The sequence below is a fragment of the Acidovorax sp. JHL-9 genome, from assembly GCF_000426205.1.
Lineage (GTDB): Bacteria > Pseudomonadota > Gammaproteobacteria > Burkholderiales > Burkholderiaceae_C > Acidovorax > Acidovorax soli.
The window spans coordinates 155,379-171,041 of the sequence record NZ_AUEX01000005.1 but is presented as its reverse complement, the minus strand read 5'-3'; the positions used below and the strand labels follow the sequence as shown (position 1 = coordinate 171,041).

13 protein-coding genes are annotated in these 15,663 nt (G+C 66.4%); 8 read left to right on the top strand and 5 right to left on the bottom strand.

Features of this window, described 5'->3' with window-relative positions:
• Positions 1 to 161 precede the first annotated feature (161 nt).
• Positions 162 to 410 carry a DUF2061 domain-containing protein gene (locus K225_RS0106060; protein WP_026435584.1) on the bottom strand — a complete coding sequence of 83 codons (249 nt, stop codon included), beginning with the start codon at positions 408 to 410 and terminating at the stop codon, positions 162 to 164.
• Between the two features lie 208 nt (positions 411 to 618).
• Between K225_RS0106060 and K225_RS0106055 the strand changes: the two genes are divergently transcribed.
• The 5 genes from K225_RS0106055 (at position 619) to K225_RS0106035 (ending at position 6,994) form a co-directional block, all read left to right on the top strand.
• On the top strand, positions 619 to 1,665 hold the full coding sequence (locus K225_RS0106055) for an SPFH domain-containing protein (protein WP_026435583.1): 1,047 nt from the start codon (positions 619 to 621) through the stop codon (positions 1,663 to 1,665).
• A 67-nt stretch (positions 1,666 to 1,732) separates the two neighbouring features.
• On the top strand, positions 1,733 to 3,223 hold the full coding sequence (locus K225_RS0106050) for a DUF4178 domain-containing protein (protein ID WP_026435582.1): 1,491 nt from the start codon (positions 1,733 to 1,735) through the stop codon (positions 3,221 to 3,223).
• A 21-nt stretch (positions 3,224 to 3,244) separates the two neighbouring features.
• Complete coding sequence (locus K225_RS0106045) at positions 3,245 to 3,466, top strand: DUF350 domain-containing protein (RefSeq protein ID WP_026435581.1); 222 nt, start codon at positions 3,245 to 3,247, stop codon at positions 3,464 to 3,466.
• 166 nt (positions 3,467 to 3,632) lie between these two features.
• The gene (locus tag K225_RS0106040; protein WP_155885234.1) at positions 3,633 to 5,159 is read left to right on the top strand and encodes a polyamine aminopropyltransferase; all 1,527 of its coding nucleotides are present in this window, start codon (positions 3,633 to 3,635) and stop codon (positions 5,157 to 5,159) included.
• Between the two features lie 140 nt (positions 5,160 to 5,299).
• On the top strand, positions 5,300 to 6,994 hold the full coding sequence (locus K225_RS0106035; RefSeq protein ID WP_026435579.1) for an FAD-dependent oxidoreductase: 1,695 nt from the start codon (positions 5,300 to 5,302) through the stop codon (positions 6,992 to 6,994).
• Between the two features lie 115 nt (positions 6,995 to 7,109).
• Here the strand turns inward: K225_RS0106035 and K225_RS0106030 are convergent, their stop codons facing one another.
• The 3 genes from K225_RS0106030 to K225_RS0106015 form a co-directional block, all read right to left on the bottom strand.
• Positions 7,110 to 7,700 carry a hypothetical protein gene (locus tag K225_RS0106030; RefSeq protein WP_162143882.1) on the bottom strand — a complete coding sequence of 197 codons (591 nt, stop codon included), beginning with the start codon at positions 7,698 to 7,700 and terminating at the stop codon, positions 7,110 to 7,112.
• A 248-nt stretch (positions 7,701 to 7,948) separates the two neighbouring features.
• Entirely contained in the window at positions 7,949 to 8,950 is a 1,002-nt protein-coding gene (locus K225_RS0106020; RefSeq protein ID WP_155885232.1) for a hypothetical protein, read from the bottom strand.
• Between the two features lie 268 nt (positions 8,951 to 9,218).
• Positions 9,219 to 11,114, bottom strand: a complete 1,896-nt coding sequence (locus tag K225_RS0106015) for a bifunctional UDP-sugar hydrolase/5'-nucleotidase (RefSeq protein WP_026435576.1) — start codon at positions 11,112 to 11,114, stop codon at positions 9,219 to 9,221.
• Positions 11,115 to 11,736: 622 nt separating this feature from the next.
• Here K225_RS0106015 and K225_RS0106005 point away from each other — a divergent pair.
• From K225_RS0106005 to K225_RS0105995, 3 genes are all read left to right on the top strand, one after another.
• Entirely contained in the window at positions 11,737 to 13,092 is a 1,356-nt protein-coding gene (locus tag K225_RS0106005; RefSeq protein WP_026435575.1) for an esterase-like activity of phytase family protein, read from the top strand.
• A 228-nt stretch (positions 13,093 to 13,320) separates the two neighbouring features.
• On the top strand, positions 13,321 to 14,025 hold the full coding sequence (locus K225_RS0106000) for a riboflavin synthase (RefSeq protein WP_026435574.1): 705 nt from the start codon (positions 13,321 to 13,323) through the stop codon (positions 14,023 to 14,025).
• Between the two features lie 73 nt (positions 14,026 to 14,098).
• Positions 14,099 to 14,590, top strand: a complete 492-nt coding sequence (locus K225_RS0105995; protein WP_026435573.1) for an NUDIX hydrolase — start codon at positions 14,099 to 14,101, stop codon at positions 14,588 to 14,590.
• Between the two features lie 57 nt (positions 14,591 to 14,647).
• On the opposite strand, the gene K225_RS0105990 is transcribed toward K225_RS0105995, so the two are convergent.
• Positions 14,648 to 15,625, bottom strand: a complete 978-nt coding sequence (locus K225_RS0105990; protein WP_026435572.1) for a tripartite tricarboxylate transporter substrate binding protein — start codon at positions 15,623 to 15,625, stop codon at positions 14,648 to 14,650.
• Positions 15,626 to 15,663: the final 38 nt, after the last annotated feature.

The window sequence follows — 15,663 nt, the reverse complement described above, 5'->3', positions numbered from 1 at the left end:
GCGTGAAAGCCTGATACGGTTTCGCCTTCCAACGTCCATCAACCCGCCGAAGCCAGTCCGGCCAGGCGCTGGACCAGCCAGCGCTGAAAGGCAAGGCCCGCTCTGCTTCGGCTGTGCAAGGGAATGCGGTACATGGTGGGCTCCTTGAAGTGGTGGGTGGTTCAGGCGTTGTGCAGTGCCGGGCTGTTGCCTGCCTGGCGGCGCGCGGCACGCTCCCAGGCTTTTTCGTGGAAGAAGAAGGCCACGGCCTGCACCGTGGGCTCCAGCAGGCTCAGCGTGAGCGAGGCCCACAGGTTGCCGGTGACGGCATAGGCCACCAGCGCGGCCACGCAGATGTGGATGAGGTAGTAGCTGCCCGTCTTCATCAGCATGGTCTTGTTCTGGCGGGCGGTGCGGCGGATGGGGGACATGGCGGACTCCTTGGCTTCGACAGGGCCTGCGGTGAAAAACAGGCACATTCAAATGGTAGTCATTCTCAATATCGATGGCCAATTGATCGTGCCTAAGCCGCGGATAGCCGACCGCAGCCGGTGCCGGACAAGCCGCCTTCCGCGTCACCCCCCGTTGCTATGATGGCCGCCTTTCCCCCCAACCCCTCATCGCAACCGGGAGCACCGCATGGCCCTCATGGACTTCATCAAGAAACAGTTCATCGACATCCTGGAGTGGACCGAAGCGGGCGATGGCACCCTGGCCTGGCGCTACCCGATGGCGGGGATGGAAATCCAGAACGGTGGCACGCTGGTGGTGCGCGAGTCGCAGATGGCCGTCTTCGTCAACGAGGGCCAGGTGGCCGACGTGTTCGGCCCCGGCACCTACAAGCTCACCACGCAGACCCTGCCGGTGCTCACCTACCTGAAGAACTGGGACAAGCTGTTCCAGTCGCCCTTCAAGAGCGATGTGTACTTCTTCAGCACGCGCCAGCAGATCGACCAGAAATGGGGCACGCCCCAGCCCATCACCATCCGCGACAAGGACTTTGGCGCCGTGCGCCTGCGCGCGTTCGGCAACTACGCCTACCGCATCGCCGACCCCAAGCTGTTCCACACCGAGATCTCGGGCACGCGCGACAGCTACCCCGTGGCCGACCTCGAAGGCCAGCTGCGCGGCCTGGTGCTGCAGAACATCAGCAACGCCATCGCGGGCAGCGGCCTGCCGTTTCTCGACCTCGCCGCCAACCAGGTGGTGTTTGCCGAAGCGCTGGCCAAGGAGCTGGCGCCCGTTTTTGCCAAGATTGGCCTGGCCATCGAAAGCCTGACGGTGCAGAACGTCTCGCTGCCCGAAGAGCTGCAGAAGATCCTCGACCAGAAAATCGGCATGGGCATGGTCGGCAACGACATGGGCAAGTTCATGCAGTACCAGACCGCACAGGCCATCCCGAAGTTTGCCGAAGGCGCGGGCAGTGGCGGTGGCGGCATTGCCGGCGACGCCATGGGCCTGGGCGCCGGTGTGGCGCTGGGCCAGGTGCTGGCGCAAAACCTGCAGGCGGGTTTGCAAGGCGGCGGGGCGGCGGCGCAGGCGCCTGCGGCGGCGGCCCCGGTGGGCGTGCGGCCCGACGAAGTGATGGCCACGCTGGAGAAGCTGGGCGAGCTCAAGGCCAAGGGCATCCTCACGCAGGAAGAGTTCGACGCCAAGAAGGCCGAGCTGCTCAAGAAGCTCGTTTGATTGCTATTGTTTAGATAGCTTCTGACGCTTGAAGAATAAGCGCCAGAGGCCAAAAATACCTGAAAGAATGGCGACCAGCGCCACCCAACGTTATTACCGCGCGCCCTGCCCGGGCTGCGGCGCGCCGGTGGAGTTCCGCAGCGCGCAGTCCACGCACGCCGTCTGCGGTTACTGCCAGAGCACCGTGGTGCGCAGCGGCGAGGTGCTCACGCGCCTGGGCAAGATGGCCGAGCTGTTCGACGACCACAGCCCGCTGCAGCTCATGGCCAGCGGGCGCATCACGGAGGGTGGCAAAGCGCAGCCCTTCACGCTGATCGGCCGCCTGCAGTACAAGGGCGACGCGGGTGTCTGGACCGAATGGGCCGCCTTTTTGCAAGACGGCACCCTGGCCACGCTGGGCGAGGACAACGGCGCCTACGTCTTCACCCGCCCCATCGACCCCGGCCGCGAGCTGCCCGAGGCCGCGCGCTTGCGCATCGGCACCACCACGGCCATCAACGGCAAGCCCTACAGCGTGGCCTACACCGGCCAGGCCCAGCTGATCTCGGCGCAGGGCGAGCTGCCCAGGCTGCCGCCGCTGGGCCAGCCCTTCGGCATGGTCGAGTTGCGCAGCAGCGACGGCGAAGTGCTCAGCATCGACTACGGCCACACCCCGCCCAGTGTCGAGCGCGGCCGCGCCGTGCTGCTCGAAGACCTGCAGCTCCAGGGCCTCAAAGACGAATCCGCCAAGGACGAAAAAGGCCGCCAGTTCAACTGCCCGCACTGTGGTGCGCCGGTGCAGGTGCAGCTGGCCACCACCCAAAGCATCACCTGCGGCGCGTGCGCCAGCATCATCAGCCTCGACGACGGCGTGGGCGGCGAGCTGCGCTCGGCCATGCAGGACGAACCCGTGCGCCCCATCATCCCGCTGGGCGCCAAGGGCCAGCTGCAGGGCGTGCACTGGCAGGTGGTGGGCTTTCAGCACCGCATGGGGGTGGCGCCCGGCGACGACGAACACTTCGGCTGGAGCGAATACCTGCTCTACAACCAGATGCGCGGCTTTGCCTTTCTGGTCGATTCGGAAGAAGGCTGGAGCATGGTGCGCCCCACCACCGGCGCGCCGCAGATGGCCGCCAGCGGCCGCAGCGCCACCTATCTGGGCACCCCCTACCAGCTCAAATACACCTACGACGCCGAAACCACCTACGTGCTGGGCGAGTTTTACTGGCAGGTGGAGCGCGGCCAGAAAACCAGCAACCGCGACTTTGAAAGCAGCAAGGGCCTGCTGTCGATGGAGCAAAGCAAAAACGAGATCACCTGGTCCGCCGGCGACAGGCTGGCCAGCGACACCGTGGTCAAGGCGTTCGGGCTGGAAGACAAGAAAGACGTGCTGCAGCGCGACGACCCCGGCCCCTTCGTGGCGGCCAAGGGGGCGGGCTGCGGCACGGTCATCCTCATCGTGGTGGTGTTGCTCATCGTGCTCATCATCATGAGCAACTGCTCGGGCTCGTCGGGCAGCAGCTACCGCAGTTCGGGCGGCTCGTTCGGGGGGTATTCCTCCGGCGGCAGCCACAAATGACATTTCAAGGAGAAACACACCATGGCAGGAATTGAGTGGCTTCGGCCCGCGGCCTTTCTCGGCTCCATCCTCTATGCGCTGATCGGCGTGCTCATCTTCTGGCTGTGCTTCTGGCTGATCGACAAGATCACCCCTGCCGACCTGTGGCGCGAAATCGTCGAAAAACAAAACCAGGCCCTGGCCCTGGTGGTGGCCGCGATGTGCCTGGGCATCAGCATCATCGTGGCGGCGGCGATACATTGAAACACCCCCCTGAGCGGCTGCGCCGCTGCCCCCCGCTCTCGCATCGCTGCGCGATACGGGCAGGGGGACGACGCCAGCGCACGCCAGCGAAGCGCCGCCCGAGCGGCTTGGCGGCCCTTGCGCGGCGCCCGCTGGCCAGCGCCGCGCCCATTGCATGCGCCGTCACATGAAGGAAACTGGCCCCTCCGGCCCCCGCCCCATCGAAGTCGCCCTGCTCATCAGCGTGTTCGTGGTGGCCGCCTGCGGCTTGCTGTACGAGCTGGCGGCGGGCGCGCTGGCGTCGTACCTGCTGGGCGACTCGGTGCTGCAGTTTTCCACCATCATCGGCACCTACCTGTTCGCCATGGGCGTGGGCTCCTGGCTGTCGCGGTACTTCGAGCGGCAGCTGCCCGCGCATTTCCTGCGCATCGAGCTGCTGGTGGCGCTGATGGGCGGGGCGCTGCCGGCCACGCTGTTCCTGGCCAACGCCTACACGCCGGGCGCTTTTCGCTTCCTGCTGTACGGCATGGTGTTCATGGTGGGCACGCTGGTGGGGCTGGAGATTCCGCTGGTCATGCGCATCTTGAAGCGCAACGTGGCGCTGAAAGACCTGGTCTCGCAGGTGCTGACCTTCGACTATCTTGGCGCGCTGGCCGTGTCGCTGGCGTTCCCGCTGCTGCTGGTGCCGCAGCTGGGGCTGATCCGCACGGGCCTGCTGTTTGGCCTGATGAATGCGCTGGTGGCGCTGTGGGCCGTGTGGCTGTTCCGGTACGAGCTGCGGCGCCTGAAGGCGCATGTGGCGGCCTGCGCGATGGTGCTGGGCATTCTGCTGGCGGCCCTGGCCGGGGCCGAGCAGATCACCAGCTTTGCCGAAGACAAGTTCTACCAGGACCGCATCGTGTTCAGCACGGCATCGCCCTACCAGCGCATCGTGGTTACGCAGGGCCGCAATGGCCACCGGCTGTACCTCAACGGCAACCTGCAGTTCTCGGAAAGCGACGAATACCGCTACCACGAGGCCCTGGTGCACCCGGCCATGGCGGCGCACGGCGCACCCCGGCGCGTGGCGGTGCTGGGCGGCGGCGACGGCATGGCGGTGCGCGAGATCCTGAAATACCCCTCGGTGGAATCGGTCACGCTGGTCGAGCTGGACCCGGCCATGACGCGCATCTTCACAGGCAACCCCATGCTGGCGCGCCTGAACGGCCACGCCTTGCAAGACCCCAGGGTGAAGATCGTCAACACCGATGCCTTTGGCTGGCTGCAGGCAGGGACGGACACTTTTGATGTCATCGTGGTGGACTTTCCCGACCCTACGAACTTCTCGATAGGCAAGCTCTACACCAACAGCTTCTACGCGCTGCTCGACAAGCGCCTGGCCGCCAGCGGCTACGCCGTGGTGCAGACCACTTCGCCCCTGGTGGCGCGCCAGAGTTTCTGGACCGTGGTGCAGACCATCGAGTCGGCGGGTCTGCGCACGGCGCCCTACCATGCCCATGTGCCCAGCTTTGGCGAGTGGGGTTTCGTCATCGCCAGCCGACGCCCCTGGCGCCTGCCCGAGGCGCTGCCCGCGGGGCTGCAGTTTTTGGGCGCTGGCACGCTGCCGCTGCTGTTTGATTTTCCGCTGGACATGGTGCGCGTGCCGGCCGAGGTGAACCGGCTGTCGAACCAGGCGCTGGTGCACACCTACGAGCGCGAGTGGGGAAAGCACTAGATGCCCCCTGAGCCGCTGCGCGTCTTCCCCCTCAGTGTGACGCCACCACTGGCCCGGCCAAGCCGGTCCCCCGGCGGCACGGGTCTGGAGCGTGCCCGTTGCGTGCGCTGCGCTGTATCACCGGCGCAGAATCAAGCCCCATGCAACGCCGCCATTTCCTAGCCACGGCTGCCACCTCGGCGGCGGCTGCCTTGCTGTCGGCGGGGTGTGACAAGGTACCGCGCACGCTCGAAGGCGGCTTCACCGGCATCGACATGGCGCGCGGCCATGCGCTGCGCGACCTGCTGACCACCGGCACGTTGCCCGCGCCTGCCCTGGTGCGCCGCACGCAGGTCGTCATCGCGGGCGGCGGCGTGGCCGGGCTGGCGGCGGCGCGCTCGCTGCGGCTGGCGGGGGTTCATGATTTCGCCCTGCTGGAGCTGGAAGACGAGGCCGGCGGCAACAGCCGCGGCGGCCAGGTGAACGGCATTGCTTGCCCGCTGGGCGCGCACTACCTGCCCGTGCCTGGCGACGACGCGCGCGAGGTGCAGAACCTGCTGGAAGAGCTGGGCCTGCGCCAGCGCGTGGCCGGGCGCTGGCGCTACGACGAGCGCCACCTGTGCCACAGCCCGCAGGAGCGCCTGTTCTTCGAGGGCGAGTGGCAAGAGGGCCTGCTGCCCGTGCAGGGCGTGGGCGCGGCCACGCTGGCGCAGTACCGGCGTTTTGCCGAGCGGGTGCAGGCGCTGGGCCAGGCCGCGCGCTTCACCATGCCCATGCTCAAGAGTTTTGACTCAAAAAGGTCTATTGCGCCTGTCCAGAAGGCGCTGGATGCTATCACTTTTGGTGAATGGCTGGTGCGCGAAAACCTGGACGACCCGCACCTGCGCTGGTACCTCGACTACTGCTGCCGCGACGACTACGGCGCCGGCACGGCGCGTGTGTCGGCCTGGGCCGGCATCCACTACTTCGCCAGCCGCCACGGCTTCCATGCGCCGGGCGATGCCGCGCCCGAGGAGCGCGAGGGCGTGCTCACCTGGCCCGAGGGCAATGGCTGGCTCACCCGGCGCCTGGCCGCGCCGCTGCAGGACGGCGGGCAGCTGCGCACTGCCTGCAGCGTGCTGCGCATCGCCGAGGGCCGCCACGGCGTGGAGGTGGACGCCTACAACCACGCCACCGACAGCGTGGAGCGCTGGCAGGCGCAGCGCTGCATCGTGGCGCTGCCGGTGATGGTGGCCGCGCGCGTGGTGCAACAGCCTCCGGCTTTCCTGCGCGAGGCCGCGCGGCGCCTGCAGTGGGCGCCCTGGCTGGTGGCCAATATCCACATCGATGCACCGCTGGCCGACCGCCCCGGCGCCGCGCCCGCGTGGGACAACGTGCTCTACGGCGACACCAACCCCGGCGGCCTGGGCTATGTGGACGCCGGCCACCAGCGCCTGGATCCCCGCGCCGTGCTCGCCGGGCCCACCGTGCTCAGCTACTACCAGGCCCTGGGCGATGTGCCGCAGGGCCGCGCGCAACTGGCCAACCAGCCCTGGACGCACTGGGCCCAGGCTGCGCTGGCCGCTTTGAGCGGCCCCCACCCCGACCTGCCGCGCCGCGCCACGCGCATCGACATCACCCGCTACGGCCATGCCATGGCCATCCCCACGCCGGGTGTGCTGGGTTTTTTAAGCCAGATGGGCCTGCAGCGCCCGTCCAATACGCGCAACCAGCGATCCCATGGTGATCGAACTGCCTGGCTGCCCACGCCCACCACGGCGCGGCTGGCGTTTGCGCACAGTGACTGGTCGGGGTATTCGGTGTTCGAAGAGGCCTTCACGCGCGGGCATGGCGCGGGACTGGCGGTGGCGCGGTAGGGCGCCAACTGCCCACCGGCTTGCCACATTGGCGCGGTTGCCGCGCGTGATCCCGGCACTGCGCGCCGCACATGTGGCGATGCGAGGTGTTTTCCGTGCTTTGAAATCCGCGTCGTCAAAAGCGATAGGTGACGCGCGCGGTGCCGCCCCAATGGCGCTGCACAAAACGCGGTTGCAAGGCCGCTCCCACGGGTATGCCGTTGCGTAACAGGGCCTTGGCCGTACCTGCGCTGGTCTGTTCGCGCCGAAAAGACATGCCGGCCTGCCATGACCATCCAGGCTGGGTTGCTGCCTCCCCGCCCTCCAGCTCCAGGGCCAAAGCCAGCAGGCGGTTGCTTCCAAGCTTCAGACTCACCGGGTCGGCACTGGGCAAATCCAGCTTGACGTGCCCACCCGGCCCGCCGCCCAGCCAGGTAGATGCCGTGAGGCGCACACGCTCACCCAGCCCCGCCTGGTAGCGCGCACCCAGCGCGGCCTGCCAGTAGCCAAAACGCTCGGGATAACCGAGCACATTGCCCTTGCCGGCGATGTCGCGCTCGGTATGTCGATAACCCAGTTGTGAACCCATGGACCAACCGGCATTCATGGGTAGCCATGCATGCACCGCGAGGTGCTGAGCCTGCAGGCGGCTGTGGGTTTGAAATGGTGCCTGGGTGCTGGTCAGGCCGTCGTAATCGCGCTCACCGCGGCTCAGTGTCCAGTGCACGGACCAGTCCAGTGTGCGGCACTGCCCCGCCATTTGCAGGCCAACGACCTTGAGGGTTCCTTGCTCACGTACCAAGGATCTTCCCTGCGCGTCGAATTCTTCCCACTGGCTTCGTTCCGCGCCGGCCAGGGCCCCCAACCTGGGCGCCCCGCAGTCCACGGCAGCCGCAGTGCCGGGCATAGCCACCAAGCAGGCCCATACCAACCTCCGCCAGGTTGTCCTGCCGCGATGGTGGGTGGCTAGCATTCTTAAAGGATTTCGTTCCAGCGTTTGGTCACGGTCGTCTCGTAGGTGCCATTGCCGTCCGCATCGAGGTCGATGGTCACGTCGGTGGCGCTGGTCGCCGTTACCCTCACCTTGGAACCTGCCGCGCCAAGGATGGTCGCCTGACCGCTGGCCGGGTAAGTCTGGCTACTGGAGCGCACAAAAGCCACCGGCGTGTCGATGCTGACAGCCTTGGAGTCGATGACCGAGCTGGCCAGGGTGCCACGGAAGGAAGAGGTCCAGTTGGCACCGCTTCCAGCGGGGCTCACCTTGAGCGATGTGTCGTATTTCGTGAGGGTCTGGCTGGATGTGACGCCCGCGTAGGTCCTGCTGATTGCAAAACTGTCAATGGCAAGCGCGAGAGACTGGTCGACGTCACTGCGTGCATCGATGTTCATCGTCATGCTGCCATTGGCGGCAACGCGTGTGGTGGAGGATTGCGCCGTCAGGTTGTTGAAGCTGAGGGTACCGGACAGGGTGTATGGATAACCGCTTTCAAAGTTGCCCGCCGCGCTAATCAAGGTCACGCTCAGTTGCCCGTTCAGCACCTGGCCGTCGAATGAACAGTTGTTTGCCGTCAACGCAACGGAATCACCCGCGTCGGCCTGCTGGTTGCCGTTGAGATCGTTCTCGACAACAGTCAGAGTGCCGCCACCCGCGCATTGCTCGGTGAAGGTCTGCGTGGCGCCCACGGCTTGCACCGAAGCATTTGCGATGCGGCCCGGTGTCTTGGACAGCTGGCTCTGGCCGAAACGGATCAGCGTGCTGGAGTCGCTGACCTGCGCACCCACGACAAGGCTGGTGGCTTCCAGCAAGAAGGAGTTCGAAGACAAGGCCTCCTGGGCCACGGCCACATAGTTGGCGGGCGTGATGGTGGCCTGCGTTGCTGTCGAGGGGGCGGGAGGCGTTCCTGCCGAGCCCCCCCCTCCGCCACCACAGGCAACCAGAATCGTTGAAGCAGCTATGACAGTCAGAGCAAAGCGCATTTTGTGCCCCCATCGTTGTAGAAGGTAACACGCTACTGCGTGAGTGTTACTCAAAAATTACATTTTCAGCGGTCTGGCATGGTGGCTTCCGATGTGGCTTGGCCTGTGCATAAAGGCTGGGCATCGGCGACTGGTCGGGATATTCTGTGTGCGAAAGGCCTTTACCTGCGGGAATGGCGCGGGGCTGGTGGTGGCGTGGCTTTCCCCCGGGTTCGGTGCGTGGCATGCGCGGCGGGCCACAGGCGCGCGCATGCCACGCCGGGCGGCTTCAGGGCAGCGCCACGCCCGCCTTGGTGATGACCTTCTGGTGCGAGTAATCGCCCGGCGCGGGGCGGGCGATGGTGCCCTGGGCGATCACATAGTCCACAAAGCTCTGCGTATAGAGCAGGTAGGTATTGACATAACGGCCTGCGGCGTAGATCGGCTTGAGCGTGGCATAGCCGTCACCGCCTGCGGCCACGAAGTCGTTGGTCACCAGCACATAGGTATGGGCCGGGTCGATGGCGGTCCAGGCACCCGTGGTCTTGCTGCGCACCTGCACGTTGCTGAAGCGTTGGCCCTTGGTCTTGCTCATGTCCAGGTCCCAGCGCAGGCCGGCGGCGTAGGGGTGCGCGCCGTCCGAGGGCACGGCGGCGTCCAGATGGGCGGCCACGCCGTCTTCCAGGGCGGCAATCACTTCGGAGCCCTTGAGGTCCATCTCGACCAGCACGTTGGTGAACGGCAGCAGCGTGAAGGCCGTGTTCATGCTCAGCGTGCCGGCGGCAATCGGGGTGCGCACACCGCCGGCGTTTTGCAGCGCAAAGTCAGCGCGCTTGCTGGCGCGCAGGAAGGCCTCTGACACCACCTGGGCGGCATCGCTGCCACGGGCCAGGGTGTTGGCGGTTTCGCAGCCCGCCACACCCGTGTTGCGGCTGTTGGAGCCGCCGGGTACGCGCATCAGGCACAGGGCTTCGCTGGCCGTGCCGATGGGGATGGCCTTCTGGGCAGTGACCTGAGAGGCATAGGAGGACAGCGTCTGCGTCGCTGTGGCGTCGGGTGTCACGACCTTCACGTTGGCGCTGGATGCCAGCTTGCTGACCAGTGCCGCGCGATCGGCATCGGCCAGCGGTTGCCAGGTGCCGGCGCTGTCCTTGCGCTTGAAGCTGTCGCCAATCACCAGCTGGGTCTTGCCGCCGCAGCTGGCGACGCTGCCCTGGTCGTTGAACTTCACGTTCATGAGGCCGTAGGCCTTGGCGTATTCCCAGGCCTGGCCGATACACACCGTTTCGCCCGATCGGTTGGTCACCACCGTCGGGTAGGTGCCGGTGGCGGATGCAACCCCTACGGCCTTGAAGTCGCCCAGCAGGGTGTGCGAATCGCCCCCGATGACCACGTCCACGTCGGTCAGTTTGGCGGCGATCTGCTTGTCGTTGTCGTAGCCCAGGTGCGACAGCAGCACGATGTGGCGCACGCCCTTGGCCTTGAGTTCGTCGATCGCCTTTTGCGCCGAGGCGGCTTCATCCAGGAACTGGGTGGTGGCCAGCGGGCGCGACGAGGTGGTTGTCTTGCCGGCAATGGTCAGGCCCACGATGCCGACGTCCACGCCATCGATCTTCTTGATGGTGTAGGGCTGCAGGTAGGCCGGGGCGCCTGCCGGAGCCAGGGGCGTGCCGGCCTGCGGCACGATGTTGGCCGACAGCGCGGGCGTCTTGCAGTTGCCGCCGTTGGCCGGGTCGGCCAGGGCATCCAGAAACCCCTTGAAGACGCCATCGCCGTCGTCAAACTCGTGGTTGCCCGGAATGAAGGCGTCAAAGCAGATGCTGTTCATCATCTGCGCATCGGCCTTGCCCTTGAAGAAGGTGTAGTACAGCGAGCCTGTGATGGCATCGCCCGCGTGCAGCTTGAGCAGGTTGGGCGTGCCGGCCAGCGACTTGAACAGCGCCGTCTGGCGCGCAAAGCCACCCAGCTCCACTTGCGTGGCCAGGCCGTCGAGGGTGAGTTCGGTGGTGGCAAACGCGTCGAGCTGCGAGTGGTGGTCGTTGATGTGGGCAATGTTCAGCTCGATGGCCTTGAAGCCGGGCGCATCGTCACTGCCGCCGCAGGCCACCAGGCCCAGGGAGAGCGCGCCCATCAGGGCCAGGGCCAGCGGACGGCGGGGCGATACAAACGGGATGTGCAGGGGCATGGCGGGTCTTCCGTAATGTGACGACTTGAAACAACGAAGGCGCAGTGTTTTGCCCTTGCATGACGGCCGTGTGACGTGCCCGCAATGCCCCTGCACAAGGGCGTGCCGCGCGTCATCTCTTGCGCGCAACCATGTCATCCCCGCGTCACAGCCGGTGGCTATCGTTGCGGCATTGTTCTGTTGCCTGACTGCCGTTGCCATGCCGATCCTTTCCCTTGCGCCCCTGAACGCGACCATTGCCGCCGTGCTGACCGTGACCGCCAGCGCCTGGGGCCTGCCTGCCGCCGTGCAGGCCGCCTGATCCCGCTCTCTCCCTGCGCGTCCAGCGCGCTGCACCCGCGACGAGCGGGCGGTCCTTGCCCGACAATCCATTGCCTGCCTTGTGCCTGCAGGCCGCGGTGATGTCCCTTTCTGCGTTCCCTGCGCCCCGGTGCACCTGCGCGCCCTCGCGCACCGCGACCTTGAGGGTGCTCCGGCCGCGCAGCAGGCCTGCTATGGCGCGGGCCATGCGTGTTTGATACGCAACGGCATTCGTGGCGCGTAATGCCAGTGTCATGGCGCCTTCACGGGCGGGTCATGTGGCCCCGGCATCGTTGCGGCTTCATCCACGCCGATAGCCACCATGCTCCGAATCACTTCCCTGGCCGCCTGCACCGCACTGTTGTGCGCAGCCTCCTCTGCCGCCCTGGCCCAGCAGGCCTATCCCGCCACGCTGGTGGGCCACGCCGTGCTGCCCGCCCTCTCGCTGATTGCCGCGCCCAAGGCCGCGCCGGCGGACCTGCAGACCAGCGGCAAGTTCACCACCGGCAGCCGCGTCGAGAAGCTGGCCAGCGTGGAAGGCAAGTCGGTCGGCCGACCCACCGGCATCGCGCTGCCGTTCAAGGGCCAGCCGCTGCAGGGCCATTCGGGCATCAAGCGCATGGCCGACGGGTCGTTCTGGATCCTGACCGACAACGGCGCGGGCTCCAAGGCCAACTCGCCCGATTTCATGCTGCACCTGAGCCACTACACCGTGGATTTCAAGAGCGGCCAGTTCCACCGCCTCAAGACCGTCTTCCTGCACGACCCTGACAAGAAAGTGCCGTTTCGCATCACCCACGAAGGCACCGACAAGCGCTACCTGACGGGCGCCGACTTCGACCCCGAGAGTTTCCAGTTCGCCGGTGGCGCGCTGTGGATCGGCGACGAGTTTGGCCCCTTCCTCATCAAGGCCGACCTGAACGGCAAGGTGCTGGCCGTGTTCGAGACCCAGGTGGACGGCAAGCTGGTGCGCTCGCCCGATGCGCCCGGCGTGCTGATGCCCGGCGCCCCCGACGCCAAGCCCACGGCGTTCGAGGTCAAGCGCTCCAAGGGCTATGAAGGCATGGCCGCCTCCAGGGATGGCAGCAAGCTCTACGCGCTGCTCGAAGGCGCGCTGTGGAACGAAGAGGCCAAGGCCTACGAAAACCTGGGCGGCAAGCAGTACCTGCGCGTGCTGGAGTTCGACGTGAAGTCCGAGCAGTGGACGGGCCGCCACTGGAAGTACGTGCTGGAGGCCAACCACCACGCCATCGGAGACTTCAACATGATCGACGCCAGCACGGGCCTCATCATCGAGCGCGACAACGGCGAAGGCACGGCCGACAAGGCCTGCCCCGCAGACAACAAGCGCGCCGACTGCTTCCACGACCTCGCCAGGTTCAAGCGCATCTACAAGGTGGAAATGAGTGACGCCAATGTGGGCGGCGAGATCCGCAAGGTGGGCTACATCGACCTCATGGCCATCCAGGACCCGCAGCGCCTGGCCCGGAAGCCGCTAAACAACGGCGTGCTGACCTTCCCGTTCTTCACCATCGAGAACGTGGACATCGTGGACAGCACCCACATCGTGGTGGGCAACGACAACAACCTGCCTTTCAGCTCCAGTCGCGAGCCCAACCAGGCGGATGACAACGAGCTGGTGCTGCTCGAAGTGGGCGAACTGCTCCGAGCGAAATGAAGTGACACCCCCCGCGTTTTCCCCCCGCTCTCGCGCTGCGCGCGGGCAGGGGGACGCAGCCCTCGCTCGGCTGCCCTGGCCTTGGGCTGCGCCCGTTTTTTGCGCTCTGAACTTGTACGACTCACCTGAAAGCGGGACGCATGCAGGTTTCAACCCCATGGTGACCTGTGAACGCTGCGGGTGGCAAAATTCTCCGTTCCCCTCCAACGCTCCACAAGCCGCGCCACCATGTTCACAGGCATCGTCCAAGCCACGGCGGGCATCGCCGCCATCCATGACCGCGCAGGCCTGCGCACTTTCACGCTCGATTTCCCCGAGGGCTTCTGCCAGGACCTGTCCATTGGTGCCAGCGTGGCCACCGATGGCGTGTGCCTGACGGTGACCGAAATCCTCTCGCCCACGCAGGCCGACTTCGACGTGATGCAACAAAGCCTGAACATCACCACGCTGGGCAGCTATGCCCCAGGCGACCGCGTCAACGTGGAGCGCGCGGCCAAGGAAGGCGCCGAGATCGGCGGCCACCCGCTGTCGGGCCACGTCGATTTCACCGGCACGCTCATCGCGCGCCGCGAGTTCGACAACAACCTGGTGTGGCGCATCGCCGTGCCCGAGGCGTTTCGCCGCTACATCTTTGCCAAGGGCTACATCGCCATCCACGGCGCCAGCCTCACGGTGGCCGAGGTGAACCGCACCGAGGGCTGGTTCGAGATCTGGATGATTCCCGAGACGCGCCGCGCCACCGTGTTTGAAAGCAAGAAAGTGGGCGACCGCCTGAACATCGAGATCGAGCGCAGCACGCAGGTGGTGGTGGACACCGTGCGCGAGGCCGTGCAAGAAAGCCTGGGCCGCCTGCAGCCCGTGCTGGAGGCGCTGCTCCAGGAGAAGGGCCTGTCGCTCGAAGACTTCGTGCAGCCGCCCAGCGCATCGCACTGAACTGCGGCGCGCTAAAAAGCACCTTGGCGCGCCCATCGGGCGCCTGTCATGCCCCGTCGTCATAATGCGCGCCATGCCAAACCGCTGGAAACCCAACGTCACCGTGGCCGCCATCATCGAGCGCGATGGCCGCTTTCTGCTGGTCGAAGAAGACACAGCCGACGGCCTCAGGCTCAACAACCCGGCTGGTCACCTGGACCCGGGCGAATCACCCATCGACGCCTGCGCGCGCGAGGTGCTGGAAGAGACCGCCCACGACTTTGCGCCCGCTGCCCTGGTGGGCGTGTACCTGAACCGCTTCACGCGCACGCGCACGGGCGATGACATCACCTACCTGCGCTTTGTGTTTACCGGCACGCTGGGCACGCACCATGGCTGGCGCGCGCTCGACGAAGGCATCGTGCGCACCGTGTGGATGACCCTCGAAGAGTTGCATGCCAGCGCCGACCGCCACCGCAGCCCGCTGGTGCTGCAGTGCGTCCAGGACTACCTGGCCGGGCAGCGCGCGCCGCTGGGGCTGATCCATACCGACGCGAGCGTTTTACAAGGCGTAGCGGCCCTCTGACGGGGCCGCTGGGTGGGTACGAGGCCGCCTGGGCCGCGCCGGGTTGCACTCCCGGAATCAGTCCGCCGTGAGCTTGCGCTCCTTGATGATGGCGGCCCACTGGGCCGATTCCTTCTTCATGAAGGCCGTGAACTCGGCGCGCGTGGTGGGCTGGGGCGTGAGGCCGTGCTTGAGCAGGGCTTCCTTCACGCCGGGATCCTGAAGCACCTTCACGATCTCCTGGTTCCAGCGGTCCAGCAGCGGCACGGGTGTCTTGCCCGGCGCCACGAAGGCATACCAGTTCAGCGCCTCGAAGCCAGGAAAGCCCGACTCGGCCACCGTGGGGATGTTGGGCAGGTAGGCCGGGCGCGTCAGGCCCGTGGTGGCCAGCGGGATCAGCTTGCCGGTTTCCACATGCGGCATGGCTGTGGGCGGCGCGGCAAAGTACGAGGTGATGCGCTCACCCAGCAGGTCCTGCAGCGCCGGGGCGCCGCCCTTGTAAGGCACATGCACCATGTCCACGCCTGCGCGCTGGTTGAACAGCTCGCCCGCCAGGTGCGAGGCCGAGCCCGCGCCGGTGGAGGCAAAGTCCACGCTGCCGGGCTTCTTCTTCGAGAGCTGGATGAACTCTGCCAGCGTCTTCACGCCCGCGCCCTTGTGCACCACCAGCACGTTCGGGAAGTTCACGCCGCCCGAGATGGGCGCCAGGTCCTTGAACGGGTCGTAGCTCAGCTTCATCAGGTGCGGCGCGATGGTGAGCGGCCCCACCGAGCCGAACAGCAGCACCGTGCCGTCGGGCGCCGCATTGGCGACGAACTGGTGGGCGATGTTGCCGCCCGCGCCGCCCTTGTTGTCCACCACCACCGACTGGCCGATGTTCTCGCCCAGCTTCTTGGCGATCAGGCGTGCAGCGGCATCGGCAGCGCCACCCGCAGCGAAGCCCACCACCAGCGTGACGGGTTTCTTGGGCGGAAAGTCCTGGGCGCTGGCCGTGCCGGCCAGCAGCAAAGTGGAAGCAGCGAGCGCAGTGGCGCGCAGCAATTGGCGTTTGTTCATGAAGGTCTCCTCGGGTTGTGGTGGTGTCGTGGTTGGGT